The 18500-nt window shown below is 70.0% G+C and carries 20 protein-coding genes and 4 pseudogenes; 8 read left to right on the forward strand and 16 right to left on the reverse strand.

What is annotated here, in order from left to right; translation table 11 throughout:
• Positions 1-28: 28 nt before the first annotated feature.
• A complete protein-coding gene (locus Prum_RS48645; protein WP_173086684.1) occupies positions 29-1042 on the reverse strand; it encodes an Acg family FMN-binding oxidoreductase in 1014 nt (337 codons plus the stop codon).
• A gap of 186 nt (positions 1043-1228) precedes the next feature.
• Between Prum_RS48645 and Prum_RS48650 the strand changes: the two genes are divergently transcribed.
• A complete protein-coding gene (locus Prum_RS48650) occupies positions 1229-1660 on the forward strand; it encodes a pyridoxamine 5'-phosphate oxidase family protein (protein WP_173086686.1) in 432 nt (143 codons plus the stop codon).
• Here the strand turns inward: Prum_RS48650 and Prum_RS48655 are convergent.
• The gene (locus Prum_RS48655; protein WP_246278863.1) at positions 1647-1895 is read right to left on the reverse strand and encodes a pyruvate formate-lyase-activating protein; all 249 of its coding nucleotides are present in this window, start codon (positions 1893-1895) and stop codon (positions 1647-1649) included. The two genes, Prum_RS48650 and Prum_RS48655, sit on opposite strands and share 14 nt — an antisense overlap.
• A gap of 188 nt (positions 1896-2083) precedes the next feature.
• On the opposite strand from Prum_RS48655, the gene Prum_RS48660 reads away from it, so the two are divergent.
• Complete coding sequence (locus Prum_RS48660) at positions 2084-2770, forward strand: CBS domain-containing protein (RefSeq protein ID WP_173086688.1); 687 nt, start codon at positions 2084-2086, stop codon at positions 2768-2770.
• Between the two features lie 13 nt (positions 2771-2783).
• Positions 2784-3317: a flavodoxin family protein gene (locus Prum_RS48665; RefSeq protein WP_173086690.1), complete on the forward strand. Its 534-nt coding sequence runs from the start codon at positions 2784-2786 to the stop codon at positions 3315-3317.
• Positions 3318-3386: 69 nt separating this feature from the next.
• Here Prum_RS48665 and Prum_RS54335 read toward each other — a convergent pair whose 3' ends face one another.
• The gene (locus Prum_RS54335) at positions 3387-3806 is read right to left on the reverse strand and encodes a putative PEP-binding protein (RefSeq protein ID WP_173086692.1); all 420 of its coding nucleotides are present in this window, start codon (positions 3804-3806) and stop codon (positions 3387-3389) included.
• Positions 3805-4254 (reverse strand): annotated as a pseudogene (locus Prum_RS48675) (PEP/pyruvate-binding domain-containing protein); the annotation flags it as partial. The pseudogene Prum_RS48675 and the gene Prum_RS54335, both read right to left, overlap by 2 nt.
• A gap of 144 nt (positions 4255-4398) precedes the next feature.
• Between Prum_RS48675 and Prum_RS48680 the strand changes: the two are divergent.
• Both Prum_RS48680 and Prum_RS48685 read left to right on the forward strand, forming a co-directional pair.
• Positions 4399-5097 carry a DUF4389 domain-containing protein gene (locus Prum_RS48680; protein ID WP_173086694.1) on the forward strand — a complete coding sequence of 233 codons (699 nt, stop codon included), beginning with the start codon at positions 4399-4401 and terminating at the stop codon, positions 5095-5097.
• 307 nt (positions 5098-5404) lie between these two features.
• Positions 5405-6232, forward strand: coding sequence for an alpha/beta hydrolase (locus Prum_RS48685; protein WP_173086696.1), 828 nt, complete (start codon positions 5405-5407; stop codon positions 6230-6232).
• A 68-nt stretch (positions 6233-6300) separates the two neighbouring features.
• Here Prum_RS48685 and Prum_RS55695 read toward each other — a convergent pair.
• From Prum_RS55695 to Prum_RS53480, 3 genes and pseudogenes are all read right to left on the reverse strand, one after another.
• Positions 6301-7400, reverse strand: a pseudogene (locus tag Prum_RS55695) (PQQ-dependent sugar dehydrogenase).
• Between the two features lie 33 nt (positions 7401-7433).
• A complete protein-coding gene (locus Prum_RS53475; RefSeq protein ID WP_246278866.1) occupies positions 7434-7877 on the reverse strand; it encodes a helix-turn-helix transcriptional regulator in 444 nt (147 codons plus the stop codon).
• On the reverse strand, positions 7817-8245 hold the full coding sequence (locus tag Prum_RS53480; protein ID WP_246278867.1) for a hypothetical protein: 429 nt from the start codon (positions 8243-8245) through the stop codon (positions 7817-7819). The genes Prum_RS53475 and Prum_RS53480 overlap by 61 nt, the downstream gene beginning before the upstream one ends.
• Positions 8246-8673: 428 nt before the next feature.
• On the opposite strand from Prum_RS53480, the gene Prum_RS48700 reads away from it, so the two are divergent.
• Together Prum_RS48700 and Prum_RS48705 are read left to right on the forward strand one after the other, a co-directional pair.
• Positions 8674-9432: a nuclear transport factor 2 family protein gene (locus tag Prum_RS48700; protein ID WP_173086698.1), complete on the forward strand. Its 759-nt coding sequence runs from the start codon at positions 8674-8676 to the stop codon at positions 9430-9432.
• Between the two features lie 238 nt (positions 9433-9670).
• Positions 9671-10276, forward strand: coding sequence for an ester cyclase (locus Prum_RS48705; RefSeq protein WP_173086700.1), 606 nt, complete (start codon positions 9671-9673; stop codon positions 10274-10276).
• A gap of 93 nt (positions 10277-10369) precedes the next feature.
• Here Prum_RS48705 and Prum_RS48710 read toward each other — a convergent pair whose 3' ends face one another.
• Genes Prum_RS48710 through Prum_RS50595 form a run of 7 tightly spaced genes read right to left on the reverse strand, consistent with a single transcriptional unit; the run spans position 10370 to position 16141 of the window.
• A complete protein-coding gene (locus Prum_RS48710) occupies positions 10370-10570 on the reverse strand; it encodes a DoxX family protein (protein WP_173086730.1) in 201 nt (66 codons plus the stop codon).
• A gap of 46 nt (positions 10571-10616) precedes the next feature.
• On the reverse strand, positions 10617-12221 hold the full coding sequence (locus Prum_RS48715; RefSeq protein WP_173086702.1) for an ArnT family glycosyltransferase: 1605 nt from the start codon (positions 12219-12221) through the stop codon (positions 10617-10619).
• Complete coding sequence (locus Prum_RS48720) at positions 12221-12508, reverse strand: hypothetical protein (RefSeq protein WP_173086704.1); 288 nt, start codon at positions 12506-12508, stop codon at positions 12221-12223. Before Prum_RS48720 ends, Prum_RS48715 begins: the two co-directional genes overlap by 1 nt.
• Positions 12484-13404, reverse strand: a complete 921-nt coding sequence (locus Prum_RS48725; protein WP_173086706.1) for a glycosyltransferase family 2 protein — start codon at positions 13402-13404, stop codon at positions 12484-12486. The genes Prum_RS48720 and Prum_RS48725 overlap by 25 nt, the downstream gene beginning before the upstream one ends.
• Positions 13356-14711 (reverse strand): glycosyltransferase, encoded by a 1356-nt coding sequence (locus Prum_RS48730; RefSeq protein WP_173086708.1) that lies wholly within the window; start codon positions 14709-14711, stop codon positions 13356-13358. Before Prum_RS48730 ends, Prum_RS48725 begins: the two co-directional genes overlap by 49 nt.
• Positions 14712-14723: 12 nt before the next feature.
• A complete protein-coding gene (locus tag Prum_RS50590) occupies positions 14724-15326 on the reverse strand; it encodes a PA14 domain-containing protein (RefSeq protein ID WP_246278868.1) in 603 nt (200 codons plus the stop codon).
• Positions 15269-16141 carry a PA14 domain-containing protein gene (locus Prum_RS50595; protein WP_218578019.1) on the reverse strand — a complete coding sequence of 291 codons (873 nt, stop codon included), beginning with the start codon at positions 16139-16141 and terminating at the stop codon, positions 15269-15271. Before Prum_RS50595 ends, Prum_RS50590 begins: the two co-directional genes overlap by 58 nt.
• A 3-nt stretch (positions 16142-16144) precedes the next feature.
• Here Prum_RS50595 and Prum_RS48745 point away from each other — a divergent pair, with 3 nt between their 5' ends.
• Positions 16145-16357, forward strand: a complete 213-nt coding sequence (locus Prum_RS48745; protein WP_173086611.1) for a hypothetical protein — start codon at positions 16145-16147, stop codon at positions 16355-16357.
• 17 nt (positions 16358-16374) lie between these two features.
• On the opposite strand, the pseudogene Prum_RS55700 reads toward Prum_RS48745, so the two are convergent.
• Together Prum_RS55700 and Prum_RS55705 are read right to left on the reverse strand one after the other, a co-directional pair.
• Positions 16375-17382: pseudogene (locus Prum_RS55700) on the reverse strand (PA14 domain-containing protein); the annotation flags it as partial.
• A pseudogene (locus Prum_RS55705) lies at positions 17265-18488 on the reverse strand (PQQ-dependent sugar dehydrogenase); the annotation flags it as partial. The pseudogenes Prum_RS55700 and Prum_RS55705, both read right to left, overlap by 118 nt.
• Positions 18489-18500 lie beyond the last annotated feature (12 nt).

The raw sequence follows: 18500 nt of genomic DNA on the forward strand, positions 1-18500 counted from the left end.
ATGGGCGCGGGCAGGGCCGCCGTGCCGCTCAATCCGGGACCTTCGACCCGCGCCCGGCGTGCACCAGCACGTCATCGAGCGACCGCCGCGGTGCGGGCGCGCTCGGCGGCCCGTACCCGAACCGCAGCACCGCCTGGGCGGCGTACCCGCCTGCCGGGTCCTGCAGCAGCGCGCGCAGGTCCGGGACCTCGACCGGCTGGGTCATCAAGGTCGACGCCAGCCCCCTAACGGTGGCCGTCAGCAGCACCCGCTCCAGGGCTTGGCCGCCACGCAGCCACTCGTACGGCGAGTCGCCCGGTGTGTAGAGCACCGCGATGGTCGGCGCGTGCTCGAACGGTGCCGGTCCGCGCCGCCGGGCCGGACGCACGAAGCTGAAATCCCGGATCGGCACCGTCTCCAGCGCGTCCCAGGGCCCGAACGCCTCAGGCGGCACCCCGTCGCGCCGGCCCGCGCCGGGGCGGGTCCAGTCACTGAGCTCCCGCCAATACGCGGGCTGGTGCCGGCGGCGGTGTTCGGCGATGCGCACGACGTCGAGGACGGCGTTGCGGGCAACCGGGTCCAGCACCACGAGTCGGGCCTGCTCGGTCTCGGCGGCGGCGCAGAGGTCCGCGAGGGCCTCGGCCGGGACGGAGATGCCGCTGAACGGCTGCCGGTTGGTGTGCCGGCGCGGGATCGCCTGGGCCAGCATCACGGCTGTGACCGGCGGGCGGGTGGGCGGCCCGACGGTGATGCGCGCCGCCAGGTCCGGCTCGTTCGCGTCGGGCAGCAGGTGCTGCATGGGGACGTGGCCGCGGGCCAGCATCGCCACCCGAAGGTTGAACGCCGCCGCGCCGACGCTGATGAGCAGCTCTCGCCCGGTCGGGTCGAGCACGTCCAGCCGGCGGCCGTGGTCGGCCAGGACGTCGACCGTGGTGCCGTGGACCCGGAAGCGCCACGGCTGGGTGTTGTGGACCGAAGGGGCCGCGATCGCGGCCTCCAGGCATTCGCGCCACCGTCCCTGTGGCACGCCATCCGCGTCAACCGTCCAACCGCTGCCGTTCATCGTGCCCTCCGGTGCGCCGGGCCCGCATCGTCCGGGCCTTCCACCTCGACCCTGCAAGTGCCGAGGACGTGCTCCAAGAGGCTTGGTGCCGTACGCTTCGGGACCTTCGGGACCGGGCCAACGGCAGGGCGTGGTCGGGACCTTTGGCCCTGTCCGGCCGCCGGTCGAGATCCTGATGATGGGCCGATGGCGTCGAGGATCCTGCGAAAACTGACCGCCGAGCAGTGCCTGTCGCTGCTCGGCAGTGTCGCCGTGGGCCGGATCGTCTTCACGGACAAGGCCCTGCCGGCGATCCGGCCGGTCAACCACATTCTCGACGGCGGCGCCGTGATCATCCGCAGCCATCTGAGCGGCGGCCTGGCCAGGGCGGTGGGCTCCGGGCGGGGTGTCGTGGTGGCGTACGAGGCGGACGCGATCGACCCGGACGGCCGGATCGGTTGGAGCGTCGTGGTCACCGGCGTCGCGCACCTGGTGGCCGACTCCCGCGAGGTGGCCAGGTACGAGCAGGCCCTGCACCCTTGGGTGGAGATGACCATGGACTGCGTGATCCGCATCGAGCCGCACATCGTGACCGGCTACCGGCTCGTCGACGCGGCGGAACCGGTCAGTACACCGTGAGCCCGTACCCGCGGAACTGATCCCGCACCCGGTACAGCAGTTCCGGCGTCGGCGGCGTGGTGTCCGCGAGCGGGAACGGCAGCCCCAGGGCGGCGTACTTGCCCGCACCGAGCCGGTGAAACGGCAGCACCTCAACCCGTTCCACGGTGGACAGCCCGGCAACCACCTGCGCTACGGCGTCCACGTTGGACACCGCATCGGTGAGGCCGGGCACGAGGACGAAGCGGATCCACATCCGCTTGCCCCGCTCGGCCAGATCGGGAGGCCACGATCACTCCGTGAGGTGACGGCCGCCCAGGGCCGGCTGCCCCCCGGACAACGGTCGTTGGACCCCCATCCTGCGGTACCTCGACTCTGACCCGGATCGCGGTTTCGGCCATAGCGTCGAGATAGAAGCCGATGACCAGGGAAGCGAGGCAGACGATGAGACTGTGGCGGGTGGACGACGTCATGACCAAGGACGTCGTCACGGTACGAGAACAGACGCCCTATCGGGAGATCGTCGACGTCCTGACGGCGCGCCACGTGAGCGCGGTGCCGGTGGTCGACGACGTCGGGCGAGTACTCGGTGTCGTGTCCGAGGCCGACCTGCTCTACAAGATCGAGACTGACGGCCGGCCCGAGCCCCGGCGGGTGTTCGAGAGCCGCCGCCGGCAGTCGGCACGCGCCAAGGCCGGCGCCATGACCGCGGCTGGGTTGATGACCACACCAGCGGTCACCGCGCCGTCGCACACGCTGATCCCGGCGGCGGCCCGCACGATGGACGCGCAGCAGGTGAAGCGCCTGCCGGTGATCAACGATCTCGGTCGGCTCATCGGCATCGTCACCCGCGGCGACCTGCTGAAGGTGCACCTGCGCCCCGACGCGGACATCCGGCACGACGTCGTCGAAGGAGTGCTGCGCCGGGTGCTGGCAGTAGAGGACGGCATCGTCCGCGTGGAGGTGCACGACGGCGTCGTCACGCTGGTCGGAGAGCTTGACCGGCACAGCGCCGCCGAGGCGGCCGCGCGGCTGGCCCACGCCGTCGCCGGGGTGGTGGCCGTCGAAGACCACCTGACCTACCGGTTCGACGACACCGCGCTGGCGAACATGAGCTACCGCGGAACCTGAGTTTGGAGGAGTCATGCGTGCGTTGGTGATCTACGAATCGATGTACGGCAACACCCACCTGGTGGCCGACGCGATCGGCGAGGGCCTCGCGACGGCGTACCAGGTGGAGGTGGTGCCGGTGGGCCAGGCCAGCCCGCAGACGCTGGGCGAGGCCGACCTGGTCGTGGTGGGCGGGCCCACCCATGTGCGCGGGCTCAGCCGTGCGAGGACCCGCGAGGCTGCCATGTCCGAGGCGCGCAAGCCGGGCAGCGAGCTGACCCTTGACCCCGACGCCGAAGGGCCTGGCCTGCGCGACTGGTTCCACGCGCTGCCGGCGTCAACGGCGGCCAAGGCCGCAGCTTTCGACACCCGGATCGACGCGCCGGCCGTACTGACCGGGCGGGCGTCCAAGGGCATCTCCCGCCAGTTGCGGCAGCACGGGTTCGAGGTGGTGGCCGAACCGCGGAGCTTCCTGGTCACGAAGCAGAACGTGCTCGAGCCCGAGGAGACGACGCGGGCCCGGCAGTGGGGGCGGGATCTGGCCGAGACCCTCGCGACGAGCGTGTGACACGTACCGCGTACACGCCGATCCCCAGGTACCGGCATCGGGTACCTGGGGATCGGCTTCGACCCTCCCTTACCGGCTGTCGGAGTCCGGCGTGTCCGCCGCCGCCAGGCCGATGGCGTGGAAGAAACCGATGGAGTCGGGGTCGCCGCCGTGCTCGCCGCACACGCCGATCTTCAGGTCGGGCCGGGCGGCCCGCCCCTCGTCCACCGCGATGCGCATCAGGCGGCCGACGCCCGCGACGTCGATCGACTCGAACGGTGACCTCGCCCTCGAAGTACCGCACCACGGGTGACGGGTGCACCGGCACCGCCCCGAGGAACACCTCCCCGGTAGCGCCGTCTGTGGACACGACGTCCCCTTCGGACACGACCGTGCCGTCCACAGTGAACCGAACCGCCTCCGCGTCCACCTCGAGGGCTTCGGCGCCGCAGACGCAAGTCTTTGCCCATCCCACGCGCGACCACAGCGGCGTGCGAGGTCTTGCCGCATCCGCGGCCACGCCCGCGTGAGACTTGTGCGCGTCCAGCTCCCGCTCGAACGCCTCACCCGGCACCCCACACACGGTCTTGCCGAACATGTGGATCAGGCGGCGGTACGAGTCCCAAGCGAACCGCGGATCGCCGCTCTGCCGGGCCAGACCGGCCACGCTCGCATCATTCAGGCCGATGTCCAGGACCGTGTCCATCATCCCGGGCATGGAGAACCTTCCGCCTGAGCGCACGGACAGCAGCAGCGGGTCGTGCGGGTCGCCGAGGATCTCTCCGGTCTGCCCCTCGACCTGGCCCAGGTGGGCGTTGACCTGGTCGAACAGGCCCTCCGGGACCACGCCGGCGGCCAGATACGCCCGGCACGCCTCGGTGCTGATGGTGAATCCCGGCGGCACCGGAAGGCCCAGACGGGTCATCTCGGCCAGGTTCGCGCCCTTGCCGCCCAGCAGGTCGTCCCTTTGGTCGTATCAAGGCGAGAGGGGCCGCCCGTAGGGCCGGACGGCGCTCGCGACCGGACGGCGCTCGCGACGGGACCTACGGCACTGACCCGGCCCGATCGCGGCGGCGAAGGTGTGTACTGGAGGGGAGGCATCATGAACCGCTATCCGGTACGGCTGTACGCCAACCCCGACCCGGCTCCGGGCCGCTGGCTGTGGCTGGTCAAGTGGCTGCTGCTGATCCCGCACTTCGTCGTTCTCGCGGTGCTGTGGATCGTGCTCGTCGTCCTGACGTTGGTCGCGTACGTCGCGGTGCTGATCACCGGGCGCTATCCGACGGGTATCTACGACTTCAACGTCGGCGTGCTGCGCTGGAGTTGGCGCGTCGGCTACTACGGATACCAGGCGCTCGGCACCGACCGGTACCCGCCGTTCGCGCTGGCCGACGTACCCGACTATCCGGCCGGACTGGACGCGGACCCGCCGCGGCCACTGCCGCGCTGGCGCCCCTTGGTGGCCTGGCTCCTGGCGTTCCCGCACGTGCTGATAGTCGCGGCGTTGACCGGTGGATGGCGGGTGTACGACGACGGCGACACCGTCGTGTACGTGTCCGGTGGCCTGGTCGCCGTCACCGTGCTGATCGTCGGCGTCGCGCTGCTGTTCACCGGACGCCACCCGCCCGGCCTGTACGCCCTGCTGGTCGGCGTGGCGCGCTGGGTGACCCGGACGATCGCATACATCGTGCTGCTCACCGGGGCGTACCCGCCGTTCCGGCTGGACCAGGGCGCCCGGGAGCCAGACCACATCCCACCGGCGCCGGACGATGCCGACCACCGGACCGCAGCGCTCATGTAGCACGATTCTTCCTCGCAGGCGACGGTTCTAGTCTAGATCGTCCACAGTGGGCATAAGGGCAACGGTAGGAGTCTGCGGCAAGCGGTCGCCTACCCACAGCGACCTGGCGCGGTACCGGGTCAGTCGGGGTGCCTGTTACCCGTCGGCTCTGCGCCGCTGGCGTGCGGAGAAAGACGCCCGTCCGGAACGCACCGCCACATCCGGATGTGGCAGAACCCGAAGCGCAGCGACTTCATCCCTTCCGGGTGAGGCGATCGCGGTCCGAGGGTTGCGACGATTGTTGCTGCCCTCATCGGAAAGGAGCAGCATGACTGAGCCAAGGACCAAGGCCCCGCCGATCGTGTTGATCCACGGGCTTTGGATGACCGCCCGAAGCTGGGATCGCTGGGTGGAGTACTACCGGGCGAAGGGACATGAGGTCATCGTGCCGACCTACCCGGGCTTCGAGATCGAAGTGGAGGCGCTGCGCGAAAAGCCCGAGATCATCGCCGAGGCGTCCGTGCCGGCAACCCTCGACCATCTCAGCGACGTGGTCGAGCATCTGGACCGTCCGCCGATCATCATGGGCCACTCCTTCGGCGGGACCTTCACCCAACTCCTGGTCAACCGCGGGTTGGGCGCCGCCGCCGTAACGATCGACTCGGCGCCACCGGAGGGCGTGCGGGTGAACCCGCCGTCCCAAATCAGGTCCCTGTTCCCGATCCTGGCCAACCCGGCCAACCGACACCGCGCGGTGGGCTTCACCAAGGAACAATTCCACTATGCGTTCGCCAACACGAGCAGTCGGGAGGACTCCGACGCGGCGTACGACCGCCTCCACATCCCGGCGCCCGGAAACTGGGTGTGGGCCTACGGCCTGATCGCCAACTGGAAGCCGGGCCACCAGGAGACCTGGGTCGACTACGACCTGGACGACCGGGCGCCGCTGCTGTTCATCATGGGCGGCAAGGACCACCTGATGCCGCCCTCGGTGATCCGCGCGAACGCGAAGAAATACCGCAACTCCGAGGCGCTGACCGAGACCTACGAGTTCCCGGACCGCTCACACTTCACCGGCGTCGAGCCCGGCTGGGAACAGGTCGCCGACTACGCGCTCGATTGGGCAACAAGCCACGCGCGAACCCAGCAGGTGTGATCAACCACAGACGCCGCAGGTCGCCGGGCCACCCCGAGGGCGAACGGCTCGTAGCCGGCCGCCGCCTGTCACGGGGTCACTCGGAGGATCAGGTCGTAGTCGGGGCCAGCATGGCCGTTGGTCAGCACCCACAGCGACCCGTCCGGTGCCGGCGTCACCTGCCGGAGCCGGCCGTACTCGCCGGTGAGCAGCTGCTCGGCCGACGAGCCGTCGGTGTTGATCCGGTAGAGCCGCTCCCCGCGCAGGCAGGCGACCCAGATCCGGCCGTCGAAGTAGGTGATGCCGCTGGGTGAGGCGTCGGCGGGTTTCCACGTCGCGATCGGGTCGGTGAACTCGGGCTCCCCGCCGGTGCCTTCCACCTCCGGCCAGCCGTAGTTGGCGCCGGGCTCGATCCGGTTCAGCTCGTCGAGGTTGTGGTGGCCGAACTCGGAGGCGTAGAGCTGGCCCTTGTCGTCCCAGGCGAGTCCCTGTGGGTCGCGCAGCCCCAGCTGTAGACCGGTGAGCCCGCCATCGGGTTGCCCGGTGCGGGTTTGCCTTCTGGCGTGATCCGGAGGATCTTGCCGCCCAGGTCGTTGCGGTCCTGGGCGCGGGGACGGTCGTCGGCTTCGCCGGTGGTCACGTAGAGCATGCCGTCCGGGCCGAACCTGATCCGCCCGCCGTTGTGGATCTGTCCCGGGGTGATGCCGGTCAGGATCGGCTCGAGGGGTGCTGGCGAGTCCAGCCGCAGCCGGCTGATCCGGCTGTCCCGCGCGGTGGTGTGGAAGATGTAGATCCAGCCATCCTGCTGGTAGGAGGGGGAGACCGCCACGCCTTGCAGCCCGCCTTGGACGGCTGGTTGGGCGATCTCAGTGATGGTCCGGGCCTCGGTGAGCTGCCCGTCCGGGCCGACCTTCCGCAGCCGGCCGGTCTCGCGCTCGGTGACCACCGCCGACCCGTCGGGCAGGAAGGCCAGGTCGAAGGGCATGCGCAACCCACTCACGATCGGTTCCACGGCCGCCGGCTTCATCGCCGGCGCGTCGTGCACGGTCGGGCGGGCCCACCAGCCGTAGAAGGAACCGTACGAGTAAATCCCGACCGTGGCCGCCACCACGAGCAGGCCGGCAAGGCCATATATGAGGATCCAGCGCCACCGCACGCGGAGATCGTAGGCGTGCTCGAATCTGATCATTCACGTCGAAACGATGGCCGTTGGCTGAAGAATTCAAGGCTTCGCGAGGAAGCCGGTGACACTGGTACCGCGGATGCTGGCGCGGAAGGCGATCGGTGTGCTGCCAACCCGCTGATGGAAGTACTTGCTGAAGTTGGTGGCGCTGGTGAAGCCGAGCCGGGCGGCGATCTGGGCGGCGGTGTGGTCGCTGTGGGCGAGCAGCCGTTTGGCTTCCAGGATGGTGCGGCGGTCGATGAAGTCCTTGGCGTTGACGCCGGCCGCGGCCTGTGTGGCACGCGACAGCGTACGGGCGGAGTAGCCGAGGGCGTTGGCGTAGTCCTCGAGCCGGCGGGTGCGGGCGAAGTCCCGTTCGACCGCGTCGCGGAAGCGCAGGAAGGTGTCGCTGGGCTCGGGCGTCGAGCTGCCGGGCAGTGCGCTCAGGTGCGAAAGGCGGAGCACGAGTACGGCCAGCAGGTGCCGTAGCACGGTCTGCCGCACGTCGAGCGGGAGCTTGCCGGGCCGGCGAAGGCGTGCGAGAGGTGCTCGGCGGCGCTGGTCAACCGCTGGTGGTCGGCATCATCCGGCTCATAGACAACAGGGGCGTGCGCATCGTTCAAATGGGCGCCAGCGGCCGTGGCCCGATCGAGGAAGTCCGACTCGAACAGGATCAACGTGCCGTCGACCTCGTGCAGGTCGCCCCACTGCTGGACCTGGCCAGGGCGTACCCACAGCCACATGCCCGGGACGAGGGCGTACCCGGTGAAGTCGACGGTGTGCCACAGCGTGCCGCGTACCAGCGTGAGCAGGTGATGGAACGTGGGCCGCAGCGGCCGGTCCTGATGGCTGCGGCCGATACGCGATCGCAACTGCTCGACGCTCATGACCTCAACCCCGGCGGGGTGCCGGCCGGGCGGCGAACCCGAGCTCGCGGATCCCATGGTCCGCTGCTTGTCGGTTTTTTACCATCACAGGTCGTCACCGTACCCGGTTATGCCCGATGTTCGCTTCTAGCGTGGACTTGGTAGCACAGGGAAGGTGGCGGGCATGGAGCGCTTACGCGTGACGTACGCCTTCGACGCCTAATGCGGCTGGTGCTTCGGTTTTGCTCCGGCGCTGCGGGGCTCGTTTACCGCGACGCCGCGTCCGAAATCGGCCTCGACCCTGCGCGGACCTTTCCCAGCCTGCTGCTGCACGACCGCACCGGCGGACCGGTGTCGTCGGCACTGAGCATGACCGCCGCCCTAGAGCGGTTTCCGACATGCGGCACTACCACCAGAGACAGGAGAAGATCGTCATGACCGCCAAGGACATCGTTCTGACCGCAGCCGGGCAACTGTTCGGTGACCAGGACCCGTCAGCCGTCGACCGGTGGGTCGCGGCCGACTACGTCCAGCACAGCAGCCTGGCCGCCGACGGCCCCGACGGCGTCCGCGCGCTCGTGGAGCACCTGCCGGACGGCTTCCGCTACGACCTGCACCGGGTCATCGCCGACGGCGACCTGGTCGCGCTCCACGGCACCTACCACGGATTCGGCCCCGCCCCGCTCGTCGCGTTCGACATCTTCCGCGTCGCCGACGGCAGGCTGGCCGAGCACTGGGACGCCCTCGCCCCGGTGGTGGACACGACCGTGTCCGGCCGCTCCCAGACCGACGGCCCGACCGAGGTCACCGACCTGGACAAGACCGACGCCAACCGCGAACTCGTCGTCGGGTTCGTCGAGACCGTCCTCAAGGCCGGCAAGGTCGACGCCATCACCGACTACCTGAGCACCGAGCAGTACCACCAGCACAACCCCGGCATCGGCGACAACCTCGACGGCCTGGCGGCCGCCCTCGGCGCGCTGGCCGTACAGGGCATCAGCATGGTGTACGACACGGTGCACAAGGTCGTCGCCGAAGGCAACCTCGTCCTGACCGTCGCTGAGGGACGCTTCGGTCCCACCCCGACCGCCTTCTACGACCTGTTCCGCGTCGAGAACGGCAAGATCGTCGAACACTGGGACGTCACCCCGGAGATCAAGACCGACCTGCCACACGGCAACGGCCTGTTCTGATCCATGTTCACCGGCTACTCGGTCGGCCTCGACCGCTACCGCCGGCTCATCGACCTCGATCGGCCGTTCCACCCCGCCGCCGGTCCGGAAGCGCCCGAAGCGTTCGAGGACCTGGTCGACAAGCTGCTCGGCCTCTCAGGGGTGAGAGAAACCACGTACTTGACAATTCAATTGAACTCTCAACTAGATTGGGCCAGGACGTCGAGAAGCGGATCTCGACCGATCTGGGAGGCATCACATGATCAACCGACGCTCGGTCCTTCGTGGCGGTGGCGCCGCCGCCCTGGGCATGTTGGCGATCGCCGCGATCGAGAGCGGCGCCGAGCCTGCCTCGGCCGCCGTCACCTCGTCCGCGTTGCTCGGCAACCCGGCGCAGACCGGCGAGTCGCTGCCGTTTCCCAAGCACCTGACGCGCGAGGAGCACCAGCACCTGAAGACCTTCGACGAGCTGGACTTCGTGGTGTACACCGGGCAGCAGTGGGACCGCCTGGGGGAGAGCCACGCACCTAACATCCGGGTGCACTGGCCCGACGGCCACTACACCGACGGCCTGGAGCAGCACATCGCTGACCTGAAGGGCCAGTTCGTATGGGCGCCGGACACCCGGATCTCCGAGCACCCGATCCGGGTCGCGAAGGGAAACCTGACCGCGGTTACCGGAGTCACCCACGGCACCTTCTCCCGCCCGATGCCGGACGGCAACGGCGGCTTCATCCAGCCGACCGGCAAGAAGTTCGCGATGAACATGGTTACCGTCGGGCTCTGGAACAAGCGCGGCGTCATGGACGAAGAGTTCCTCTTCTGGGACTCGCTCAGCTTCATGCAGCAGATCGGGCTGGCCTGACTGCCGGTGCCCGATAGCAGCCGGTCGGTGGCGTGGCCGGCCGGCTGCAGGACGCGGGGTGTCGAGGTCGGCGAATGGTGACGCGCATCGGGATCAGAACTGGTACGGCCCAAACCGTCCCCACGCGACGAGCACGAGCAGAGCGATGTAGACAAGGTTCACCGCGGCCGCCGCGCGCTCGGAGCGACGCAGATGCACCACGGAACCACCGAGGACAAGGGCTAACCCGCCGACGGCGGCCAGTGGGACGAGTACGGGGACGATGTTCAGCGCGCCGGGCAGGAGAAGGCCGATGAGCTGACCGCCATCTGATCGCGTGGGCCACGACGCACAACTGGCGTCACGGGGCCATCGTTACCCGGCGTACCTCGATCTCGTCGAACCGCGCGACCACCTCGGAGTTGGCCACGCCGTCCTTCAGGGTGGGCAGCGCGGTGAGCGTGCTGTCCGCCTGCCCGGCCATCACGATGTAGTCGATGCTGGCGGTGCCGTGCGGCAGCTTCTCCCGCATGACCTCCGGGTCCTGGTCGACCTTCCACAGCCACACCGGATTCTGGAAGCCGGCGAGTGTGAGGTCCATCCAGATGTAGTCGTCGGTGATCACCACCGCGTCGCGGGGCACGTGCTGCACGACCCAGCGGGTGGCGGCCCGCGAACCGGCATCGCCATCCACTGTGGACTGGTCGCGGAGGGTGCCGGCCCAGGCGGGTGCGACGAATACGGCGAAGGCGGCCGCCGCCGCCGCGGCGACGGGCACCCGGCCGGCACGCCGCCACCAGCGGGGTAGCACGGCATTGCCGGCTGCAGCCGCGTCCGCGCCGCCATCGCGCGCAGGCGCCGCGAGGCGGACGCAGCTCAAAGCGCCACCCACCAGCAGCGCCGCGAACGGCAGCAGCGCGATAACGTACGCGAACGGCAGGTAGCCGCCGCGCAGCATCATCACCACCTGGATGAGCAGCGCCAGCGCGATCGGCCGCAGCTTGCGTACGGCCAGGCCGAGCGGGATCAGCAGCACACCGGATAGCAGCAGCCAGGGGTCGATGTCGGTCCAGGACTTCGCCAGGCTGAACGTGCCGCTGCCGGTGTCGAGCAGGCTCCCGCTGCCGGACCGGCCGAACAGCTGCCACCAGATCGCCCAGCCGAGGCTGACGTGTCCCTCGCCCGGCAGCAACTCGTTCTTCAGCAGAGCATAGATCGGGTACGACGCGACGAGCGCCCCGAACGTCGTGAAGAAGACGCTGACGTTCCACACGCGGGTGCGCCGGTCGGTGTGCTGCACCAGCAGCCACACCAGCGCCGGTAGCAGGATCGCGATGGTCTCCTTGGTCAGCGCCGCGCCCGCCATGCAGACCGCGCTCCAGAATGCCGCGCCGAGGCTGCGCCGTGGGGAGGCGGCGATGGCGAACGCGGCCAGGATCCACATGGTGGCCAGGTTGTCCAGGAACACCATGCGGTGGAAGTAGACGGCCAGCGGGCTGAGTCCGAACAGGAGCACCACGACCGATGCGCTGGCCCGGTGCAAGCGCAGGCGCCGGGCCAGCAGGAAGAGGAACGCACAGCTCGCCAGCAGCGTGAGGACCATGAACTCGCGACCGACCATGATGGCGCTGGGCGCCCGGTCGAAGCCGTCGGTCACCCACGCGTACCCGGCGATCATCGCCCAGCCGAGGAACGGGTGGTCGTACCAGTAGGTGTAGTGGGCGAGGTCGCCCCGCGCCACCATCGCCCACGCCTGCGCGACGTACGTGGCCTCGTCGTCGTTGATCCGTCCGGGCCAGCCGTGCAGGTTCCACGTGTTGACCACGCCGACCACCGCCAACAGCGCGAGCAGGATCGCGAGGCTCAGCCGCCGATGGCGTACCCAGGAAATCGCCCTGACCCGCCAGCTGTCGGCGGGCGCCGCGTGCGGCTCGGTCCGGACAACCGGAAGCGTCAGGGTGGTCATCAGGCGGCCGCCGGGACGAGCGCGGGCACGTCGCGGTGGTGGCCGCCGTGCGCGGTCTTGTGCCAGATGGTGTTGCCCTGCACGTGTTGTACGACGGCCCAGAACGCGGCGCCCATCAGCACCCATTGGTAGAACGGCGCACCGACGAGCAGGAAGACGTAGTGCCGGGCCCGCACCGGCTGCCGGTACGACCGGCCGAACTCGCGCAGCCCGATCACCTGGGTCATGAGCGTGATGGCGATGGGCAGGAACGGGGCGTACATCAGCATGGCGATGGCGACCGGCACCTTGAGCGCGAAGATGGTCGCCAGGGCCAGGGGAGCAGCAGCCCGGAGAACGCTTGCAGGAACGGCGTGGCGAGGATGTAGCCGGCGAGGGCCCGCTGCCGCAGCGTGGGCAGGCGGAGCCAGTCGCCCTGCAGCAGGATGGACAGGAAGCCCTGGTTCCACCGCACCCGTTGCCAGAAGAGGGATCCCTGCGATCTACTGTGGATGGTCTGCGGCACCTCTTCCCGGGTCACCAGTTCCGGCTCGTACGCGGCGACGACCTTGGCGCCGTAGCGGGTGCACAGCAGCACGCCGAGCGCGCAGTCCTCGGTGAGGTTGTCCGGCCAGCCGCCGGCCCGGATCATCAGCTCGCGCCGGATGAAGACGGTGTTGCCGCCCAGCGGCACGAACCCGCACATCACCTGGTAGAACATCCGGCTGGTGAACCAGAAGAAGTACTCCAGCACGTTGTGCACCTTGAACCAGTCGCGCGGCCGCCGGCCCAGCGTCATGAGCTGCACGCCGCCCTGGACGACGTCGGCGCCGGTCTGCCGGAAGAGCGCGTCGACCCGGGCCAGCAGGCCGGGCGCCACGTCGTCCTCCGCGTCGACGACCCCGGCCACGGTCCCGGTGGCCTCGGCCAGCGCGGCGTTGAGCTGTCTCGGCTTGTTGGACTGGCCGTACGCCCGGATCACCGTGCGGATCCGGCCGTGCGGGTCGTGGTCGCGCATCACCCGCCGCACCTCGGCGATGGTGTCGTCGTCGCCCTCGCACAGCGAGACCAGGATCTCGACGTTCGGGTAGTCGTCGTGCAGCAGCCGCTGTAGCGTCCCGCCGATCACCTGGGCCTCGTGCAGCGCCGGCACGATCAGCGAGAACCGCTCCCGCGCCGGGCCGTCGGGCGCCGGCCAGCGCATCCGCTCGACCGCCTCCGGGTACGCCAGCCGTAGAGCCGCCAGCGCACCTCCAGCGCGCCGATCGCGGTGTTGAAGAGCGCGACGGCGAGCAGGGACGCGGCCAGCACGGTCGGCGCGGGCAGGTGTGCGGCGTACAGGGCGGCGCCGATGCCGAGCGCCGCGGCGCCGGCGACGAGCCAGCGGGCGACGCGCCTGCCCCGGGCGGAGGCGGCACCGGCGGTGAAGACAACCTTGTCGGTCACGTAGTAGTTGACCGCCGCGGCCATCACCAGGCAGACGCCGTTGGCTACCTGGTGATGGAGTCCCACGGCGGCGCTCAGCCCGGCGAAGAGCAGCCAGGACAGGAACTGGGTGGCACCTCGGGTGGCCAGGAACCAGGAGATCCGCCGGGCCAGCCCGGCCCGCACCCGGTCGCGCCAGGTGACGAGGTAGTTGTAGGAGAAGTTGAGCGCGAGCGTGACCGCCAGCTGCACACCGAACGCGGCCAGTGGGTCCATCCCGGTCCGGACGAGCGCCTCCAGGAGCACCACGCCGGCGGCGGCGACCACCGCGCCGCCGATGGCGAAGTCCCGGAAGCGGGCGGTCGCGAAGTAGCGCAGCGGCGTGGTCGCCACCCGCAGCCGGGGCAGCTGCTTGAGGTACTCCAGGCCCTGCCGCGCGTCGCCCTTGCTGTCCCCGCTCAGCCGCTTGTCGAAGCGCAGCGGCACCTCGGCGCGGCGCAGCCGGGGGTACCGGGCCAGGATCTCCAGCAGGATCTTGAAGCCGCGGGAGTGCAGCGTGCCGGCGTCGACCGCGCTGCGCCGGAGCCCGAAAAAGCCGGTCATCGGGTCGGTCACGCCGCGCAGCCGGATCGGGAACGTGGCCTTGGCCAGCCAGGTGGAGGCGCCGGAGACCAGCCGCCGGAACGGCCCGCTGAGCCCGCCGGGATCGCCGCCGTCGGTGTACCGGCTGGCCATCACCAGCTCCGCGCCACCATCCAACGTGGACAGCAGGGCCGGCACGACCTCCGGGGGGTGCTGCAGGTCGGCGTCCATGACGACGACCCGGTCGCTGTGCGCCATGCGCAGGCCGTCGATGACGGCGCCGGCCAGGCCGCCCCACCGCTGCTCGCCCATGCGGTGGAAGACGAGCGCGTTCGGGTCCGCCGCACGGATCGCCTGTACGGTGGCGTCGTTGTCGCTGTCGTCGACGAACAGCACCTCGTACGGGTGGCCGTTCATGGCGGTTTTGATGCGGTCGAGCAGCGGCCCGACATTCCCCTCTTCGTGCCGGCAGGGCACGACGATCGTGGCGTACAGGTCCGACATGGACTCTCTCCCCTACAGGCGCGTGAGCGAGGCGCGGGCCAGCGCGCCGCCGCCGCTGTCGTAGTACTCGACCACCACGGTGTGTTCGCCCGCGGTGAGCGTGACGTCCTGCGTGTAGCTGGTCGGCGGGTGGTCGCCCCACCCGTCGAGCACCAACAGGCCATCGATGTAGACCCGGACACCGTCGTCCGAGGTGGCGGTCACCCGGTAGCCGCCGGCCGGCAGCTGCTCGGTCTTGGTCCAGCGGGCGGAGAAGCCGTCCGCGGGCACGGCGGGGTCGGGCGAGCCCGTGCCCCAGTCGAAGTCGATCTGCTGGTCCTGCCGGACGAGCACGGGCGGCCCGCCGAGCGTGGTGTTGTCGAAGTACTCGGCGGTGAAGGCGGGCGGGGCGGGCAGTTCGGCCGTCTTGGCGTAGTCAAGCCTGGCGATCGCGCCGCCGCCGCCGTCGAAGTACTCCACGACGATGCTGTGCGAGCCCTCGGCCAGGTCGACCGTGCCGGTGAACGTGGTGGGTGGCTGGCCACGCCACTCGTCGATGACCGGGGCACCGTCCACCATCACCCGTACGCCGTCGTCGGCGGTCGCGGTGAACGTGTAGACGCCCGACGCGAGCACCCCGGTCTTGGACCAGCGCGCCGAGAAGCCGTCGACGGGCAGTCCCGCGGCCGGGCGCCGAGGCCCCAGTCGAAGTCGATGTCCTCGTCCTGCCGGGTCACCGCGGGCGCACCGGACAGGTCGGTGTTCGGGTAGTACGCCGCGTCGAAGCCGGCCGGCGGGGTCAGGTCGCCGACCCGGGCGTACCCGAAGCGCATGAGCGCGCCGGCCGCGCCCTCGTAGTACTCGACCCGGATCGTGTGCGGGCCGCTGAACAGGATCTTGTCGGCGGTGAACGGCTCGTTCTGGTCCCGCCACTTGTCGAGCACGAGTTGGTCGTCGACGTACACCCGGACGCCGTCGTCGCTGGCGCCGCTGAACCGGTAGATGCCGGCCGGCAGCAGGGCCGTGCGCGTCCACCGGGCGACGAACCGGTCCGGCATGATCAGCGGGTCGGGCGAGCCCTCGCCCCAGTCGAAGTCGACGGCCCGGTCGGTGCGCGTCAGGTCGGGTGCCCGGGTCGGCACGGCGGGCCCGGAGCCGGCGCCCGGCGTGTTCCAGAACTCGGCCTGGTAGTCGGCCGGCGCCGGCAGGTCGGCGGTCTTCGTCCAACCCAGCCGAGCCACCGCGCCGGCGCCGTTCTCGTAGTACTCCATGACCACGGTGTGCGGGCCGCCGGCCAGCGCCATGCTCGCCGTGTACGGGGTGGGGCCCTGGTCGCCCCAGTGGTCGATGACCCGCTGTCCGTCGACGTACAGGCGCACGCCGTCGTCGGTGGTCGTGGTGAAGGCGTACTGGCCGGCGGTGAGGTTGACGACGCGGCTCCAGCGCGCCACGAAGTGGTCGGCGTCGACGGCGGGGCCGGCGAGCCGTCGCCCCAGTCGTGGCTGACCTCCGGCTCGTCGCGGGTCAGCACCGGCGTGCCGGCCGGGATGGTCGGGGCCGTGCCCGCCCCGGGCGTGTTCCAGTACTGCGCGGTGAACGTGTCGCTCGGCTGGTCGGGCGTGGTCTCCCAGCTCAGCTTCGCGGTGGCGTCGACCGCGTTGTCGTAGAACTCCATCGTCAGGTCGTGCTCGCCGGCGCCCAGGTCGGCGACGTACGTGTAAACCTGTCCACTCTGGTCGTTCCAGCCGTCGATGACGCGCTCGCCGTCGATGGAGAGGCGCACACCGTCGTCCGTGGCGGTGGTGAATTTGTAGCGGCCCTCGGCGAAGTACTGCGACTTGGTCCAGCGCGCCGAGAAGCTGTCTTCGGCACGCCGGGGCCGGGCGCCGCGGTCGACCACAGGAAGTCGATCACCGGATCCTCCCGCACGAGTACGGGCGTGCCGGCCAGGTTCCGGTTGTCGAAGTACTGCCCGGTCCACGGTCCCGACGGGGCGTACGTCGCGGTGTAGGTGGTGTCGGACTCGGGCGTGGTGATGAAGTGCCGGATCGACCGGCCGTCGGACCAGCCGGTGAAGTGGTACGGCACGCCGCCCGGGCCGGTGGTGGTCGGCGGCGCCGAGATCTCCCGTTTGAAGCCCTCGACGCCCTCCACCGTGTGCGGCGCGGCGTACGGCACGCCGTCCAGGCCGAGCAGGACGCCCGGCGGGGACGACGCGAACGTCATCGTGGACGTGCGCGGGAAGATCGCCACCGACCGGGTGGTGGACAGCCCGTTCGTGTCGGTGGCCGTCACCAGGATCTCGTGCCACGTGTCCGGGGCGGCCTCGCCGGTGACCGGGATGGTGAACGAGCCGGCGCGGCCGGTCAGCGGCCCGACGAACGGGTGGATGTGCGTGTTGTGGTGCAGCAGCACGTCCGTCTTGATGGCGGCGTCGTTGAGGTCGAAGCCGGCCGCGTCGGTGGCGAACGCGTTGTACGTGATGGTGTCGCCGGCCCGGTACAGCGCACCGTCGACCGGGGCCGCGACGGTCACCGTCGGCGCGACCCCCACCTGGATCACGAGGGGCACCGCCTGTGCCGTGTGGCCCTGCCCGTCCGACACGGTCAGCGTCGCGGTGTACACGCCGATGTCCTCGTACACGTTCACCGGGTTGGCCTCGGTGCTGGTGGTGCCGTCGCCGAAGTCCCACGCGTACGCCAGCGGGTCGCCGTCCGGGTCGGTGCTGCCGGCGCTGGAGAACCGCACGGTCAGCGGGTCCACGCCCTTGGTCACGTCGGCGGTGGCGGTCGCGCTCGGTCCCTGGTTGCCGAGTTCGTAGCCGATCCGGTAGAGCCGGCCGGGGTAGTAGGTGATGTAGTACAGCGAGCCGTCCGGCGCGACCTTCAGGTCGACGACGCTGCCGGCCGCGGTGTCGAAGTCCACGATGGACGTGGCGTTGCCGGCCGCGTCCAGCACCGCCCGCTTGATGAACCCGGCCGAGTAGTCGCCGAAGAACAGGCTGCCCTGGTACTCCGGCGGGAACATGTCGCCGCGGTAGATCGGGCCGCCGGTGACGGCCGCGCCCCCGCCGTTGTGGTTGTACGTGTGGATCGGGTCGGTGAAGCCCGCGCAGTTCGCGGTGCACATGCCCTCGTGCGTGGGCCAGCCGTAGTTGCCGCCCTTCTCGATGTGGTTCAGCTCTTCCCAGGTGTAGTTGCCGACGTCCCCGCCGTACAACTCGCCGGTGGCGCCGTCGAACTGGAAGCGCCACGGGTTGCGGAAGCCGTACGCCCAGATGGCCTGCACCTTGCCCGGCTGCCCGTAGAACGGGTTGTCGGTCGGGATCGTGCCGTCCTTGTTGATCCGCAGGATCTTGCCGTGCGGGTTGCTCAGGTCCTGCCCGTTGGGCGGGTAGCCGTTGTCGCCGACGGCGAAGTACATCTTTGCGTCCGGCCCGAAGCGGATGCTGCCGCCGACATGCAGCAACTGCGACGGCGACTGGGTCTGGAAAATCGTGAGCGGACCGTTGGTGCCCACGTCGCCGGACGCGTCGAATCGGACCAGGCGATTGAGCAGGTCAAGGCCGGTGTAATAGAAGTACACGTGGTGGTTCGACACACCGAAATCGGGGTCGAAGGCAATTCCGATAAGGCCACGGTCACCGGACGCCTCGGACGGCAGATCGGCGAATGGCTCGGGCAGCAACTGGCCATTCTTGACTATCTTTATCTTGCCGGTGCGCTCCAGCACGAAGATCCGCCCGTCGGGCGCGATCTCGAAGCCGGACGGGCCGTCCAGACCCGCACCGACCAGCAGCGAGGTCTGGAA

Source organism: Phytohabitans rumicis (assembly GCF_011764445.1).
GTDB lineage: Bacteria > Actinomycetota > Actinomycetes > Mycobacteriales > Micromonosporaceae > Phytohabitans > Phytohabitans rumicis.